This window comes from Persicobacter psychrovividus, assembly GCF_036492425.1.
Classification (GTDB): domain Bacteria; phylum Bacteroidota; class Bacteroidia; order Cytophagales; family Cyclobacteriaceae; genus Persicobacter; species Persicobacter psychrovividus.
Window position 1 is genome coordinate 1,441,364 of the sequence record NZ_AP025292.1, and the last position, 15,464, is coordinate 1,456,827.

A 15,464-nucleotide genomic window follows, 5' to 3' on the forward strand; every position below is an offset into this window, starting at 1 on the left:
AGCACAGCCATGGAAGAGAACAATAAAAATAAGCTTGACAAGGAATTTGGGCTCACCAGCCTGGCCTTGAACAATAGCTCCACTGTTTTTGTGATGACATTGCTGATTGCCGTTGCTGGTATTTTTCAGTACATCAACCTGCCAAAAGAGAACTTCCCGGAAGTGGAGATGCCCACCATTTATGTGGGGACAGTCTACGCCGGTAGTTCGCCCGCTGATATTGAAAACCTGATTACCCGACCGCTGGAGAAGGAAATCAATACGGTAGAAAATATTGACAATATTAAGTCTACCTCCGTGCAGGGGTATTCAACCATTGTGATTGAGTTCGTTACTGGAACTGATGTAAAGGATGCCTTGGTGAAAGTAAAAGATGCGGTGGATAAAGCCCGTTCAGAACTGCCAACAGACCTGAAGCTGGAGCCTGATGTTTTTGAACTTAATTTCTCGGAATTCCCGATTCTTAACATCAACCTTTCGGGGAATTATTCCCTCACACAGCTGAATGATTACGCCGAATACCTTGAAGATGAAATTGAAAAATTCAGGGAGATTTCCAAAGTTGAGATCCGTGGTGTGGGCGAGCGTGAGGTGAAAATCAATTGCAACCCGTACCTGATGGCTGCCAGGGAAGTTTCTTTTTCGGACATCGAAATGGCCGTGGCCAATGAGAACGTCAATATTTCTGGGGGGGATGCCCTCTCTGATGGCGTGCGGAGAAATATCCGTATTCTTGGGGAGTTCAAAGACCCACAGGGGTTGCTGGACATTGTCGTGAAAGCCGAAAAGGGAAATATCGTTTACTTGCGCGACGTGGCGACGGTAAATTTCGACTACAAAGACCCAGAATCATTTGCCCGCCTCGGGAGTGAGTCCGTAGTGATGGTCGATGTAGTGAAACGAAGTGGGGAGAACCTGCTTGCCGCTACCGATAAAATTAATGCCCTTCTTGCGAAAGCAAAAAAGACGCACTTTCCGAAGGACCTGAAGATTGTCATGACGGGCGATCAGTCCAAAGAAACCAAAACACAGGTAAGCAATTTGGAGAATAACATCATCTCTGGGGTGATCCTTGTAGTGTTGGTGTTGTTGTTCTTTTTAGGAACAAGAAACGCCCTGTTTGTAGGAATGGCAATTCCGCTTTCCATGTTCCTTTCTTTCCTGATTTTGGGAATTATGGGCGTAACCATCAATATGATCGTGCTCTTTTCGCTGATCATGGCACTCGGAATGCTGGTGGATAATGGTATTGTGGTGGTGGAAAATGTCTATCGTATGATGGAAGAAGGCCTTTCACCGATCAACGCTGCCAAAAAAGGTGTTGGTGAAGTCGCTTTTCCAATCATCTCCTCCACAGCCACCACGCTTGCAGCCTTTTTGCCCTTGGCCTTCTGGCCGGGAATGATGGGCGAGTTTATGAAATATCTGCCCATTACGCTCATGATCACCCTTGGTTCTTCGCTGTTTGTTGCCTTGGTGATTAACCCTGTGTTTATCGCTCAGTTTATGCGTGTACAGGGAGATGGCCCCGTAGTGAACAAAAAACGGGTAAATTACTGGGGATTCGGACTGATCATCGTTGGCCTTTTGGTCTTCGGTCTTAAAATGCTCGCTACGGCGGGAATTCAGAACCCTGCAGTTTTGGAATCCAAAGTGGTACATTATAATGTGGTAGGAAACCTGCTTGGTATAACGGGGGCTATTATACTGCTGAACGTTTACGTACTGACGCCTCTGGGGGAAAAATTCCAGGCGACCTTCTTGCCCTGGCTTGAGAATATGTACGAAAACACCCTTGCTACCGCCGTAAAAGGCCGTTTGCCTTATGCTTACTTCTTCGGAACCGTGGGCTTGTTGGTCCTCTCTATTGTATTAATGAAATATTTTACGCCCAATGTTGAGTTTTTCCCTACGGGAGACCCGAAATACGTGAATGTTTTCATTGAATATCCTGTAGGAACGGATATCGAAGAAACCAACCAAACGGGACTAAAAATTGAGCAGCAGCTCGCCGAAATTGTTGCGCCTTATGGAGATGTGGTGGAGTCCATTATCTCGAATGTTGGCGCTGGAACAAGTGATCCCGGCGAGATGTCAGTGGGTGGAGGAAAAACACCGCACAAAGCCAGAATCACCATTAACTTCGTGGAATTTGCTTTGCGTGGCGAGGTGAGTACCCGCGAGATCATGAATAAAGTGCGGGAGGGCGTTGGTGGCCTTGCTGGGGTGTCCATTACCGTGGATCAGGATAAAGGCGGACCACCGACAGGTAAACCGATTTCTGTAGAAATTATCGGTCCGAAGTTCGAAAAACTGATCAGTATTACTGATGAACTGAAAAGCGAAATCAGTGGTGCCGGGATTTTGGGAATTGAAAAGCTGAAATCTGACTTGGAAGTTGGCAAGCCAGAAATGCTCGTGAATATCGATCGTGAAAAGGCTCGTCGATTTGGTCTCTCTACCGCACAGATTGCCATGGAAATTCGTACGGCACTTTTTGGTAAGGAAATTTCGAAATACAAAGAGGGTGAAGATGATTTTGAAATTCAGATGAGACTCGATAAAGACTATCGTTATGATATCGAGGCGTTGATGAATCAGAATATTACCTTTAGAAACCAGTCTGACGGACGAATCCATCAGGTGCCGATTTCTTCGGTGGCCACCATCGAACTGAGTTCCACATATGGTGGAATTAAGCGAAAAGACATGGACCGTGTGGTAACGCTTTCGTCCAATGTGCTCGACGGCTACAATGCCAATAAGGTGAATGATGAAATTCGCCAGGTGGTGGATGAATTTCCGGTGCCTGACGGCTACACCATTAAGTTTGGAGGGGAGCAGGAAAAGCAGGCGGAAGAAATGGGCTTCCTTTCCGGAGCTTTGCTGATTGCGGTATTCATGATCTTTTTGATTATTGTGGCACAATTCAATCAGGTAACCACACCATTTATCATTATTACCTCTGTGGTATTCTCTACCATTGGTGTATTCCTCGGCTTGGTGATTTTCCAGATGGATTTTATCATTATCATGACCATGATCGGAATTATTTCCCTGGCTGGAATTGTGGTGAACAATGCGATCGTTTTAATTGATTTTATTGGCTTGAAGAAAGAAGAAAAGTTACAAGCTAAACAAAATAGTGATTTGAAACAGGAGCAGGTTCGACTGACCACTTTGGAAATGCGACAGGCGGTTGTGGAAGCTGGGAAAACCCGTTTGCGCCCAGTGTTACTGACGGCAATTACCACCGTTTTAGGGCTTGTGCCGCTTGCTGTGGGAATCAATATTGACTTCCTTGGCTGGTTTGCACATTTCGATGCTGGTTTCTATATCGGTGGTGATAATGTAATCTTCTGGGGGCCTATGTCTTGGACGATTATTTTTGGTTTGACTTTCGCAACCTTTCTTACATTGGTCATTGTCCCGGTGATGTATATTATTGTCGAGGATATAAAACTAAAGATCAAATCAAGAGTATACTAATATGTAAAGGTTGATTGATTAAATTGTAAGGGGAGAAATCGTAAAGATTTTCTCCCTTTTTTTCTGCCCAGAATGTTGTGATGGCCATTTTTGAGAATGATTAACCTCAAACAATATTGGTTTTCATACTTCTGCTGATGAAACTGATTTTGACGTAGTTTCCATTTAGTTTGAAGGTTTTTCTGCCAGTAGGTCAAAATTATTCTCTGAAAAATGGTGTATTTTTGACAATTCCTTACGTACTCATTAATAAATCACATACATCAACCAACACTTTCAATTTTCATGATTTCATTTGAAAAAATTGTCCCTGTTTTCATCTTCCTGCTGATCATGCTTCTGCTTGATGTTTACATCTTTCAGGCCGTAAAGTTACTCGTAGGAAACCTCAGCAGCAGGACGATAAAATATGTTTATAACATCTATTGGGGCGTGGCCATTTTCTGCCTGTTACTGACCCTCGCTTTGGGCTTGAGTGGCCCGGCTTCCCCATTGTTGGCGCATCGGCAACTGATCCTCACGGTACTGACCATCACCTATTTCTCGAAAATGATCGGATCGATGTTTTTAGTGCTTGACGACATTGTTCGCGGTGTTCGGTGGATGGCCGATTTTCTAAGTTCAAAATCAGTATCAGAAACCGTTACCACGGAATCCCTTGCAGAAGAACGTTCTGCAAAAGGGGTAAGTAGGGGAGAGTTCCTCTCGAAAGCCAGTTTGGTGGGTGTTGCAGTGCCGATGGCCACCATGAGCTTCGGGATTATCTCTGGAGCACATGATTATCGTATCCGTCGCCGAACGGTTTATCTGCCAAATTTACCTCAAGCTTTTGATGGAATTCAGGTGGCGCAGCTTTCTGATATTCACACAGGCTCCTTCTTCAATAAAACAGCCGTGAAAGGCGGCGTGGAGATGCTGATGAAAGAGAAGCCGGACGTGGTGTTTTTTACGGGCGATCTGGTGAATAATGTTGCAGAAGAGGCCCGTGATTATGTGCCGATATTCAAGGAGGTAAAAGCGGACCTCGGGGTATTTTCTGTCATGGGGAATCATGATTATGGCGATTACCAGCGTTGGACTTCTGCGAATGCGAAAAACCGGAACTTCCAGGATTTTAAAGAAGTCCACAAAACAATGGGCTGGGATTTAATGCTCGATGAAAACCGTTTGATTACCGTTGATGGCGCCGATTTGGGCGTGATTGGGGTGCAGAATTGGGGGACAGGCCGTTTTGCAAAATATGGCCAACTTGACAAAGCCTATCAAGGGATGGAGCATGTGGCTACGAAAATTTTGCTTTCCCACGATCCAAGTCACTGGGATGCGCAGGTGCGCCCTGAGTATGGAGATATAGATTTAACCCTCAGCGGGCATACACATGGCTTTCAGTGCGGCATAGAGATTGGCGATTTCCGATGGTCTCCGGCGCAATGGCGCTATAAGCAATGGGCTGATTTGTATCAGGAGGGGCGCCAGTATTTGTATGTCAATCGGGGCTTTGGCTATATTGGCTATCCGGGCCGTATTGGTATTTTGCCGGAAATTACCATTTTGGAATTAAAAAAGGCCATTTCATAATTTGAAATAGCCTTGACAATTATTGTTTTTTCCAGTCGTCGGAGGTACTTACCTCGATGGTGCCATTTTTATACACCAGCAGGAAGTCTTCGAGGACTTCCTCTTTGCACCCTCTAAATCTTGCGCCTGCGGTGCTTTTAAAGAAAATCGGGTAAGATTGTCCGTATTTCCTGTTGAACCGTACAGCGCTCCCTTTTGCATCTTTGATCATGCCCCACTGAATGGGAATAGGCGTATTTTTACAGGGACCAAAAGCGTAATCGTATTTATAAAAGCCCGTTCCGTCTGCGTGGAGTTCAAGGTATCCGCCTTGTGCGCCTTTGTATGTGCCGACGAATTTTTTCCCGATCGAGGCATTGACCTCAATGCTTTTGCCATTATAGCTGAAGACCGTGGAACTGTTGTTGTCAAAAAAGAACAATGACATCAGTATGGTAAAAAATAACTTCATAGGTTGATGTGGGTTGGGGTTAATCTAATTCAAAAGGAACAAATTCACTGACGTTCCCATCGTATTTGTGCACTTCCCTGATAATACTCGAACTGATGGCCGCATATTCAGGTGAAGTGAACAGAAAGACCGTTTCGAGGTCTTTGTTCAGGTGCCTGTTGACTTGCGAAATACTGTTCTCATACTCAAAATCCGTGGTATTTCTCAGGCCTCTGAGGATATAATGGGCATTGATCTTCTTGGCGTAATTGGAGGTCAGCTCCTGATAAGTGGAAATCTTTACATTGGGATTGGCTTCAAACAGCTTCTCCATTTTTTCGATCATCCCCTCTACTGGGAAATACCGATTTTTATTGGTGTTATGGCCAATAGCAATGTGTACTTCATCAAAGAGCTTTAGCCCTCGATTGACGATGTCTTCATGCCCTTTGGTGAAAGGGTCAAAGGAGCCGGGGAAAATAGCGATTTTTTTCATAGGGGCTAATTAAAGAAAAACCTTTGTAAAGTTATTTACAAAGGCTCAATGAAAACACATCAAAATATGCATTTTCCTTTATTTCATCAAAATGATAGGGGTAGAAAAGCGTTTTTGGGCGCTGTCCCATCTCCATATTGGTAAAGACTTCTTTCAGCTTCTTAAAGTGCGGACTGTCATCAGCAATAAAGCCGTAAACCTTAATCGGGCAATGCCTACTCAGTTCCTGTTCACTCAGGATCATCATCAGGTACTGCACGTAATCATCAAATTTCTTGATCGCAAACTGATTGTAGAACCGCAGCTGTTGGCCCTCACTAACAATAATGTGCATATAAAAGCGATCGATCAATATATTCACTTGCTCGCCCTCGGTTTTGGTTTCCGAAAAACAACCGTTGATCAGGCTGTTGGCCTGATGCACAAACTGTATGGTTTTCTGCTCATACTTTTGCTGAAGCATTTCCACCAGATTATTGTGCGTGTTGAATACATTAATGACACTCTCATCCTGCAGGCAGGGCGAGCTGAGCGTTGTACTGTTGCTGTGAACCACCGGGCTCACCAATGATAAATAATTTGAAGCTTGTTCGGCTTTGAAGAATTTTGCAGGAACCAGTGCGAAGGTGTTTGATTTTATACAAACCGTCACTGTTTTCCAGAATCCTGCAGGCAAAAGGGGATGTTGCTCGATAATTTCATCGATCAGCATTGCGTGTTCCTGCCCGTTGTCCGCTTCCTGTAAAATAAAGTCATCTAACAAAAGACAGCGAGAATCCCTGCTGTCGATGATTAATGCCTGCATGTCTTTCCTGCCGATCTCCAGAAAGAGATCGTAGAAATGCAGATCATCGATTGAGAGCTTCTCGCTGTCTAAAATATGATGAACTTCTTGGTAATTAAGTTTACTAATGATATTCAAATTAATAATTATTCGAAGTTACCAGCAGTTGTTACTTCAGTTCTTGAACCAATTCTTAGTGGCTTACGCGCAAAGATATCGTTATCTTCTTTACGAGTAGGATCAACAGGATCGATATCTTTCACCTCGAAAACAGCTACATCGTGGTTTCCTTTTTTCACTTTTCCTGCCCAGATGTCGAAGCTTTTCGAAGAACCAGGAATCTTGTTCAATTTCGAAGGATCGAAGTTAGGGAATTTCTCAGGAGTAAAGATAGTATCACGTACGGCAACTTGGTCCAAAGTATCTACTTCAACCCAAACAGAATCCGCACCGTAGCTCAAAGATTTAATGTACTCTTTCTTCTGAATGATATACACTTTACCGGTGTCAGCAAAAGCTTTCAACGTATCGAAGTTGCCGGTGTACTCACCGTAAACTGACTGGTATGCGATCTCCGCCTCACGGATGGTCTTTAAACGCTCAATTACGGCTTTCTCAGTTACCTTGATCTTTTCCTTTAGATCAATGTCACTTTTAATACCTGAAAAAAGAACATAAGCCAAGCCCAAGGCCACAATTCCAGTTACAATAGTAAAAATCCTAGTCGTGTTCATTATTATTCTCTAATTTTTATGCAAGTATAAGCTTTATTCGGCCATAAGGCAAAGAACAAAACAATTAATTGTAAGTTAAAAATCTTTTTTAAAATGTCCTTGAAGTGATAAAATATCTTCCCAATTCGCTCCAAAATCAAAAAACTGATGACGGGAATTTACAGATATTTTTTGGATTTCTAAAAGAGAAAATAAATGTAGTTCTTCTATGATCTGATTATCAGTTGCTAACTCGGGGTCAAAACCTTTAGATAATTCCCCAGATTGCTGTTTTACCTGGTAAAACAGCTCTATGGCGTGCAGTGGCGGGGCGAGGAATTCATTGAAAAATAAGAATTTTTCCACCTCAATTTCAAGGCCTGTTTCTTCCAAAAACTCCGCTTTGAGCCTTGACTCAATCGTTTCGCCGTATTTTAAGCCACCACCGGGGGGGCTGAAAAAGGCCTGGCTTTCGTTGATGCTTTTGTGTTGGATCATCAGACAGCGGTCGTTTTGAATCAGCAATCCACACACCCGAAGGCGCAGTTGGTTGCCGAAAGTTTGCACAATGGCCTCTTGAGTGTTCATAATTTATCGGTGATTGTTTGCAAAATTAGGCAGGTAAAAGTTTATTTTGTGTTAAACTATAAAATGCCGATCGTTTGACAAAATTTGCATCCTTATTAACTTCACATTTTCCTCATCAGCCTACGGCTGGACAACACCAACTTTTTGGTTTGCTGGATGATTTTATCCGCGAGGAACAGCAACAGGTATTCATCCTGCGGGGCTATGCCGGTACGGGGAAAACCTCGGTCATCAGCGCCCTGACCAAAAGCCTGCCGTCGGTGGCTTATCGTTCGGTGCTTATGGCGCCCACTGGCCGGGCGAGTAAAGTGATGGCCAATTATGCCAAGCGGCGTGCTTTCACGATCCATCGGCTGATTTATAAACAATCGGTGGATGAAATGACCGGTAGCCTGTATTTTGAACTTCAGAAAAACAATGCCAAACGTACGCTTTTTATTGTCGATGAGGCTTCCATGCTCAACGATGACACCGGCTACCAAAAGGGAGGGCTGTTACAGGATCTCCTTCAGTTTGTGTTTGCTGACCGGTCGAATCGGTTATTGTTGGTGGGCGATGTGGCGCAGTTGCCCCCTGTCGGGCACAGCCAGAGCCCAGCGCTTGAGCATCACCATCTTGAATCTCGCTATGGTTTTCAGGTGCGTCAATTTGAGTTAAATGAGGTGGTTCGGCAGGCCGAGGGCTCAGGAATATTAAGCAATGCGACCATGTTGCGAAGCATGATTCAGCAGAATCACGGTGCCGGATTTCGGTTTCAGATTACCGGCTTCGAAGATATTTATCGCATGACCGGGCAACGTTTGGAGGATGGCTTGCGGTATGCTTATGATAAATTTGGGGTCGAAGGTACGGCCATCATTACGCGGTCAAATAAATCTGCCGTGCAGTACAATCAATACATTCGCCGGCAAATTCATTTCAGGGAAGAGGCCATAGAGGCAGGGGACTACCTGATGATTGTTAAAAATAATTACAGCATTTTGCCCGACGATGCGCCTGCAGGTTTTTTGGCCAATGGCGATTTTGTGGAGGTGATGAAGGTGGTCAATACAGAGGAACGGTACGGTTTGAGGTTTGCCTCACTGGAGCTCCGCCTGCTTGATGTGGATGGGCAGCTGCCTTTTGAAGCCATGGTTTGCCTTGATACCCTGACCGCCGAAACACCGGCAATGCCTGAAGATCAGTTCCGGCAATTGCAGGATCAGGTGCAAAATGATTATTTCGAAGAGGGACTCACCAAGGTTAAGTTCAAGGAAGCCCTGCGGAAAGACCCTTACCTGAATGCTCTTCAGATTAAATTTGCCTATGCGCTGACCTGCCATAAATCGCAGGGAGGGCAGTGGCCTGCCGTTTTCGTGGATCAGGGGTATTTGCGGGAGGATCAGGTGAACCAGGAGTGGATGCGCTGGCTTTATACCGCCATGACCCGTGCTCGTGAAGAGCTGTTCATGATGAACTTTAACGATAAATTCTTTTAAATATGAAATATTGCTTGCTGATTTTGGGAATGCTGATGAGTTCGGTCCTGCTGGGCCAACAGCTTCCTGATGTAAAATGGTCGACGGATTATCAGGATTTCGGGCAAGTGGTTGCGGGAGATTCCGTCGCCCTGACTTTTGATTTTGAGAACGCGGGTCCTTCGCCTCTGGTGATCTCCAAAGTGATTACCACCTGCGGATGTACCGTCCCTACTTACCCCAAAGAACCCGTGAAAGCCGGGCAGAAGGCACAGATATTGGTGCATTTCAACAGCCGGGGTAAAATTGGTCGGCAAAACAAACTGATCCGTGTGGTGTGCAATGTGGCGGAGGGCTATAAAGTGCTCCGTATTAGTGGGACGGTCATTGAGAAAGATTAGCAGCGATGCCTGTGGCTTTCACTTTAAATGTCTATCTTGCGCCTCGATAAAAATTAGAAAAATATACACAACATGAATAACTGGTTCCTTTGTAAAGTAAAGTATCGTAAGGAAGACGATAAGGGAATGTTGAAAAACATGACCGAGCAATATTTGGTGGATGCACTGTCGTTCACTGAAGCAGAAACAAGAATTTATGAGGAATTGGGATCTGTCATTCGTGGTGAATTTCAGGTAACCAATATGTCTAAAAGCCGCATTGTTGATGTTTTTGAATATGAAGACACCGACAACTGGCACAAATGTAAGGTGACTTACACCATGATCGACGAGGAAGCGAAGAAAGAGAAGAAGGTTTCTAACCTGATGATCGTTTCAGCAAACAACGTTCGTGAGGCCTATGACCGCATTCAGGAAAGCCTTTCCACCATGTTGGTGCCCTTTCAGGTTCCTGAAATTGCTGAGACACCTATCGTAGAAATCTTCAAATATAAGAGCCCAGACCAGCGGGTTCCTGAAGGTTTTAAGCCGGTAGAGAAAAAAGAAGATTAATTCATCCCAACTTTGGCTTGTTCGCAAGTCAGGTGGTGACCATAAAGAATACAAAAGGAGCTTTTTAGCTCCTTTTTTTATGTAATATTTTTCGTATTTGGGTAATTTTTTGCGTTTCGAAGCATGTAATTTCGACGTAGGATGAGCGCCTTAAGAGTATGAATGCAGGAGAAGGGGCTTTGTGAAGTGGCTTTTAGAGCCCATTGACGGGTTTGTTGCCTCGTTCATACTTTTAAAAAATGATTCATCCCGATAAGTCGTCGGGATAGAAACACGTGTATGAATTATAGGGTTGTTATAGTGTATTTCGGGCGCTAAACACCAATCTATGAAAAAATTTATACTCCTTATTTTTCTTCTTGCACAAGCCACTTTATTGTTGGCTGGAAATGGCCGCTACCGCAGATATAATACAAATAATAATGGAATGACCCCATGGGTGATGTTGGGTGCAAAATCCACTTTCGCCTGGACGGAGCCTTTGGCTGGACAAATGGACCAGTGGGGGGTGCAGTTTAAAGGCGGCGTGATCTTGCCTTTCGCCGACCGCATCAATGTCCGCCTCGGGGCAGGTGCTTCTTTTAACAACTTCCGCGCCTACGAGATCACCACCATCAATAATGTTGATCATTCTTTTCAGCATACCCTTTCCACTTTGCAGCTCGATTTACCAATGCAGCTGATTATCAGACCTGATTCAAGATCAAGATTATATTTTATGGGCGGTTACGAACTCCATGTTCTTACGCCTGAAAAGGTAGCCAACCAATGGAATTTCGCCTTTTCTTCAACGATCGGTCTGGGATATCAAATGAGTGATTTTGTGGCCTTTGAACTTCAGTATATGCAGCAAGTCTACGCTGGGGAATATGCCACACAAAATCAAAATGCGATGCACATGCACCAAAATGCATTGAGCATCGGCGTTCAGTTTTCTCCTCAATTTTAAATTTTGCGATGATGAAAGTTTACGCTCTAAGTCTAACCCTCTTATTCAGTATCCTCCTTCCTGCACATGCAAGAGAGATGGTTACGGAAACTTTTCGATATAACCGCCTGCCTTCTGATGAAAAAACGGCCCTGGCAAATGTGTTCAGCCTGCGGGCGAGAAACCAGAAGCGCTTTGATATTCCCAAGCAATTTACGGTACCTGCCGAACTGATTTTCTACCGTCAGCAGTCGAAGAAATTTTGTTATGCGATAAAAAATAAAAACTATCCTTTCAGTGTGGGCATGATTCCGTCTGATCTTGTGTCTTATTACGAGCAGGAAGCCTGGCGCGCCCGTCAGCAACATGGCGAGGATGCCCCGGCATTGAGTGTGGTGCTGGCCTTGCATTATACTGAAAGTGCATTTAACCCGAACATTAAGGGGGACCACGGCAATAGCATTGGCCTTGGTCAGCTGTATAAGCCTACCGCCCGCATTTTACTGAAGCAAAACAATGAGCTTTGGTCCGATTACTTTTATTTTGATAAAAAAGGGAACCATCATTTTCGCAATACACAGAAGATGATCCGCTTTACATTTGATTTTCTCCCATTGGTGAAAAATTATGCCAAAGGTCAAAAGTTTGATGGCGTCCGCGCTTATAATGGCATCGGGGAGCATGCCGAACATTATGCGCACAAGGTCATTACCCGAAGCCTGGTGTACGAGCGTTTTTTCTCCAAGTACCATCAGTACACCATCAATACACAACAGTACAAAGTGAATTTGCGCAATCTGCTATCCAACTATTTATACCACAAATATCAGGTAGAATTGCCTGCGGATCAATTTGAAAATCTGTTCAATGAGTGTGTGGATCTGGTAGCTGCAGAAGGAATTTTTCCTTTGCAAAAAGCAACCGATCAGCATATCGCCCTTGAAAAGAAAATCAACGCTACAAACATGCACGCGCATCAGTTTTCAGTGGAGGAGCAGAAAACACACCTTTTGATAGAAGATGGTCAGGTGGTTTTTGATTATTTCAGAGATACCAAACTGATGTTGTCCGTGTTGAACCAACAGGAAAATGGAGGCTATTATTGCTATGACCGCATAAAAGGAGAGAAGAAAATTATTTTCGATGTTAATGATCTTGAAGATGAAACGTTCTATTCAAATATTATTCCTGGTGATTTTGTATATCTTCCTAAAGGAACTATGGTCTTCACGCCCAAAGAAAACGCCACTGTTTTAATCCGCTAAAAGGAATCCTTAAAATTTATTTTTTCTGTTGATCATTAGTACATGATTGCTTAATCCAATTTTGCTCAAATTTTCGTCATTATTACACGAAACCTAAGCAAACCTATATGAATGCAAAATTACCAAACCGTTCACTGAGAATTTTTACGCTGATATTATTGCTCTTCCCCCTCGGGCAGTTCAGCATGGCGCAGGGAATTAGGCCATTAGCGATTCAGTTAAGCAATGTCAAACATACCCTTTGCGGTCAGCAGAATGGTGAAATCAGTGTGAAAATCAGTGGAGGTCTCGCACCTTATGAATTGAGCTGGGAGGATGAAGCAGGTAATTTCATCGATGGTGATAGCACCATTACGGGGCTGGAATATGGCTTGTATTACCTTTTCGTAACCGATAAACTGGGATTTACCGAAAGCTTTTCTACACAGATTTTAGTGGAAGATGATCAGACAGGCCCTGTCTTTACCTCTTTTCCTGCTGATATTGAAGTTCCCCGTGTTGATCCCAAAAACTGGTTCAATAACATTTCCACAGATCTTACCTTGCGTCCAACTGCCGAAGATGGCTGTTCCGATGTTAAAGGTATCTGTTATCAGGATAAAGCCCGAGAGATTGATTGCCAGACCACAGAGGTAACCCGTACCTGGACGGCTTTTGACCATGATGGGAATGAAACTTCCGGTCAGCAAATTATTCTGGTGGTTGGCGAAAAGCTTTTTGATCCTTACTACCACACCGCTTTGAAAGTTTATACCAACACCCCAGCGGCCACTGCTGTGGAATTTGATGTGGAGGCTTATTTTGGGGTAGAGGAAGAAACCGTCATCACTTCAGTACCTTCGGGAAGCGAATTTGCACTGGGAACACACCAAATTACTTATGATATTACCAGCGAATGTGGACAGCAAATTCAGGATGTTTTAGTGTTGGAAGTGTTGCCGCAGCCGAATTCGCGGGCGGTTCGTTCGCCACTTTATCTGAATGCAGGGGGATGGAGAGCCTATTTTTCCGATGAAAAGAAACTGTTTCAGGAAGATCAGTTCTTTCTCGGGGGGCAGGAGCGTGAGATGCCTTATCGACTGATCTCTGGAATTAATGAGGACCGAATTATGCGGAATTTTCGGGAAGGGGAGCAGTTCGAATATCGGATTCCTGTGGAGAAAAATTTGCGCTATCGGGTAACGCTCGGTTTTACGGAATTGGAATTCAGCCAACAGGGGCAGCGTTTTTTTGATGTGCTTGTTGAGGGCCAAAAACTTAAAACCATTGATATTGTCGAAGAGGCTAAAGGAAAAGCCAAAGCGGTAGAAGTTTCTTTTGTGGTGCAATCTGATGATGAAACGCTGGAGCTTGAATTTGTGAAAGGAGATGACAGTGAGGGCTTGGCGATATTGAATGGCCTATCCGTGGTGCCTGCTGATATTCCTGACGGCACTTATGTGAATGCTAATGCAAAGGAGGATTACCTCACCAATGATTTTGAGCTGTTTGTGGCTGACTTTTCCGCCATCGGGGGGAAAGGTTCTTCGGACAACAGCCAGTCTGAAATTTCTGGTACCGACCGTGATTATTTGCATTGGACTGAACGATATGGTGAATTCAGGTACAAATTATCGGCAGAAGTGGGTAAATATTATGACCTGACCCTATACTTTGCTGAAATATACCATCAGGCAGCGGGGCAGCGAATTTTTGATGTCTATATGGACGATCAACTGCTGCTTGAAAATTTTGATATTGTTGCCGAAGCAGGTGCGGTAAAGACAGAGGTGAAGAAAAATTTCAGGATTAAGGCCACATCAAGTCAGCTGAATTTGATATTCAAAAAATCAAAAAATATTCCTGCGGGTGTGGATGATAACGCCAAACTGTCGGCTTTTTCATTCGTGAAGAGCGTGGCACAGGACCCTGTCGCTGAGGGCATCAATATTAATGCAGATGATCAGGAAGGCTTTGTTGGCGGTGATGAGACCGTCTATTCGCTGGATAATTATTTTGTGGGCGGCAAAAGTTATACCCTTCCTAAAGGTGTGGAAATCGAAAATACCGACGATGACCGATTATTTTGGTCGGAACGTTTCGGGAAGGATTTCAGGTATATTGTACCAGTGGATGTAGAGCGTTTTTATACAGTAACCTTGTATTTTGCAGAAACCTTCTGGGACAGTCCAGGTAACCGATTTTTCAATGTAGACATCAATGGGGAGCGCAAGTTATCCAATTTTGATATTTACCGTGAGGGGCAAGGGGCCAACCGCGCCGTGAAGAAAACCTTTATTCTTCAGGCAGATTCCACCGCTTTAGATATTCATTTTTATGTTGATGGGGGCGATGCGAACTTTTGTGTGGACAATGCCAAAGTTTCTGCCCTGCGGATAGAGCCTGCCAATCCGATCAATGACCTTTGGACCCTCGGCTTTTTAAATACTTTAAGCGATGAATTCACGGCGGAGCCCGGGGCAATTATGTTTCCCAATCCCATAGACCGCCATGCTTACTTTAATGTTGGCGCATCATCAGTGGAAGATTTTAAATTGGTGGTGGTGAGTAAAGATGGTCGAGAAATGAGAATTCCTTCTTCGCTCATGCGGATGGATGGAGATCTTATTTATGTCGATTTTTATTCCTTATTCCTTCAGCGCGGCGTTTATACTGCCCGCTTTTGGGTAAACGGAAAAGAAAAAGAGTCCATCCGATTTATTGTATTACATCATCGATAATCAAAAGTAAATCAGTTAACCGTGCTTTGGGGGATCACCTCCAAAGCACGTTCTGTTTGAGGC

13 protein-coding genes are annotated in these 15,464 nt (G+C 44.1%); 8 read left to right on the top strand and 5 right to left on the bottom strand.

All coding sequences use genetic code 11. The features are described from left to right. Window positions 1–9: 9 nt before the first annotated feature. The gene (locus AABK40_RS06315; protein WP_338397962.1) at window positions 10–3,489 is read left to right on the top strand and encodes an efflux RND transporter permease subunit; all 3,480 of its coding nucleotides are present in this window, start codon (window positions 10–12) and stop codon (window positions 3,487–3,489) included. A gap of 285 nt (window positions 3,490–3,774) precedes the next feature. Continuing rightward, window positions 3,775–5,067 carry a metallophosphoesterase gene (locus AABK40_RS06320; RefSeq protein ID WP_332920574.1) on the top strand — a complete coding sequence of 431 codons (1,293 nt, stop codon included), beginning with the start codon at window positions 3,775–3,777 and terminating at the stop codon, window positions 5,065–5,067. Window positions 5,068–5,086: 19 nt separating this feature from the next. Here AABK40_RS06320 and AABK40_RS06325 read toward each other — a convergent pair whose 3' ends face one another. The 5 genes from AABK40_RS06325 to AABK40_RS06345 all read right to left on the bottom strand — a co-directional run bounded on the left by AABK40_RS06325 (window position 5,087) and on the right by AABK40_RS06345 (window position 8,078). Beyond that, on the bottom strand, window positions 5,087–5,518 hold the full coding sequence (locus AABK40_RS06325; protein ID WP_332920575.1) for a hypothetical protein: 432 nt from the start codon (window positions 5,516–5,518) through the stop codon (window positions 5,087–5,089). A 19-nt stretch (window positions 5,519–5,537) separates the two neighbouring features. After that, entirely contained in the window at window positions 5,538–5,993 is a 456-nt protein-coding gene (gene coaD / locus AABK40_RS06330) for a pantetheine-phosphate adenylyltransferase (RefSeq protein ID WP_332920576.1), read from the bottom strand. 31 nt (window positions 5,994–6,024) lie between these two features. Next, window positions 6,025–6,915, bottom strand: a complete 891-nt coding sequence (locus tag AABK40_RS06335) for a DUF3822 family protein (protein ID WP_338397963.1) — start codon at window positions 6,913–6,915, stop codon at window positions 6,025–6,027. Window positions 6,916–6,923: 8 nt separating this feature from the next. After that, a complete protein-coding gene (locus AABK40_RS06340; RefSeq protein WP_332920578.1) occupies window positions 6,924–7,511 on the bottom strand; it encodes a hypothetical protein in 588 nt (195 codons plus the stop codon). Between the two features lie 75 nt (window positions 7,512–7,586). Continuing rightward, the gene (locus tag AABK40_RS06345; protein WP_338397964.1) at window positions 7,587–8,078 is read right to left on the bottom strand and encodes an NUDIX domain-containing protein; all 492 of its coding nucleotides are present in this window, start codon (window positions 8,076–8,078) and stop codon (window positions 7,587–7,589) included. 74 nt (window positions 8,079–8,152) lie between these two features. Here AABK40_RS06345 and AABK40_RS06350 point away from each other — a divergent pair, with 74 nt between their 5' ends. The 6 genes from AABK40_RS06350 (at window position 8,153) to AABK40_RS06375 (ending at window position 15,401) form a co-directional block, all read left to right on the top strand. Beyond that, window positions 8,153–9,556 (top strand): ATP-dependent DNA helicase, encoded by a 1,404-nt coding sequence (locus AABK40_RS06350; RefSeq protein WP_338397965.1) that lies wholly within the window; start codon window positions 8,153–8,155, stop codon window positions 9,554–9,556. 2 nt (window positions 9,557–9,558) lie between these two features. After that, window positions 9,559–9,936, top strand: coding sequence for a DUF1573 domain-containing protein (locus AABK40_RS06355; protein ID WP_338397966.1), 378 nt, complete (start codon window positions 9,559–9,561; stop codon window positions 9,934–9,936). Window positions 9,937–10,008: 72 nt separating this feature from the next. Beyond that, window positions 10,009–10,488 (top strand): DUF4494 domain-containing protein, encoded by a 480-nt coding sequence (locus AABK40_RS06360; protein WP_332920582.1) that lies wholly within the window; start codon window positions 10,009–10,011, stop codon window positions 10,486–10,488. 328 nt (window positions 10,489–10,816) lie between these two features. Then, window positions 10,817–11,437: a hypothetical protein gene (locus tag AABK40_RS06365; protein ID WP_332920583.1), complete on the top strand. Its 621-nt coding sequence runs from the start codon at window positions 10,817–10,819 to the stop codon at window positions 11,435–11,437. A gap of 8 nt (window positions 11,438–11,445) precedes the next feature. Then, complete coding sequence (locus AABK40_RS06370; RefSeq protein WP_338397967.1) at window positions 11,446–12,681, top strand: transglycosylase SLT domain-containing protein; 1,236 nt, start codon at window positions 11,446–11,448, stop codon at window positions 12,679–12,681. A 107-nt stretch (window positions 12,682–12,788) separates the two neighbouring features. Beyond that, on the top strand, window positions 12,789–15,401 hold the full coding sequence (locus AABK40_RS06375; RefSeq protein WP_338397968.1) for a malectin domain-containing carbohydrate-binding protein: 2,613 nt from the start codon (window positions 12,789–12,791) through the stop codon (window positions 15,399–15,401). Window positions 15,402–15,464 lie beyond the last annotated feature (63 nt).

Bases quoted from the DNA above. Each gene is read 5' to 3' on its own strand.
- AABK40_RS06315 (WP_338397962.1), top strand. From the start codon at position 10: ATGGAAGAGAACAATAAAAATAAGCTTGACAAGGAATTTGGGCTCACC.
- AABK40_RS06320 (WP_332920574.1), top strand. From the start codon at position 3,775: ATGATTTCATTTGAAAAAATTGTCCCTGTTTTCATCTTCCTGCTGATC.
- AABK40_RS06325 (WP_332920575.1), bottom strand. From the start codon at position 5,518: ATGAAGTTATTTTTTACCATACTGATGTCATTGTTCTTTTTTGACAAC.
- coaD (WP_332920576.1), bottom strand. From the start codon at position 5,993: ATGAAAAAAATCGCTATTTTCCCCGGCTCCTTTGACCCTTTCACCAAA.
- AABK40_RS06340 (WP_332920578.1), bottom strand. From the start codon at position 7,511: ATGAACACGACTAGGATTTTTACTATTGTAACTGGAATTGTGGCCTTG.
- AABK40_RS06345 (WP_338397964.1), bottom strand. From the start codon at position 8,078: ATGAACACTCAAGAGGCCATTGTGCAAACTTTCGGCAACCAACTGCGC.
- AABK40_RS06355 (WP_338397966.1), top strand. From the start codon at position 9,559: ATGAAATATTGCTTGCTGATTTTGGGAATGCTGATGAGTTCGGTCCTG.
- AABK40_RS06360 (WP_332920582.1), top strand. From the start codon at position 10,009: ATGAATAACTGGTTCCTTTGTAAAGTAAAGTATCGTAAGGAAGACGAT.
- AABK40_RS06365 (WP_332920583.1), top strand. From the start codon at position 10,817: ATGAAAAAATTTATACTCCTTATTTTTCTTCTTGCACAAGCCACTTTA.
- AABK40_RS06370 (WP_338397967.1), top strand. From the start codon at position 11,446: ATGATGAAAGTTTACGCTCTAAGTCTAACCCTCTTATTCAGTATCCTC.
- AABK40_RS06375 (WP_338397968.1), top strand. From the start codon at position 12,789: ATGAATGCAAAATTACCAAACCGTTCACTGAGAATTTTTACGCTGATA.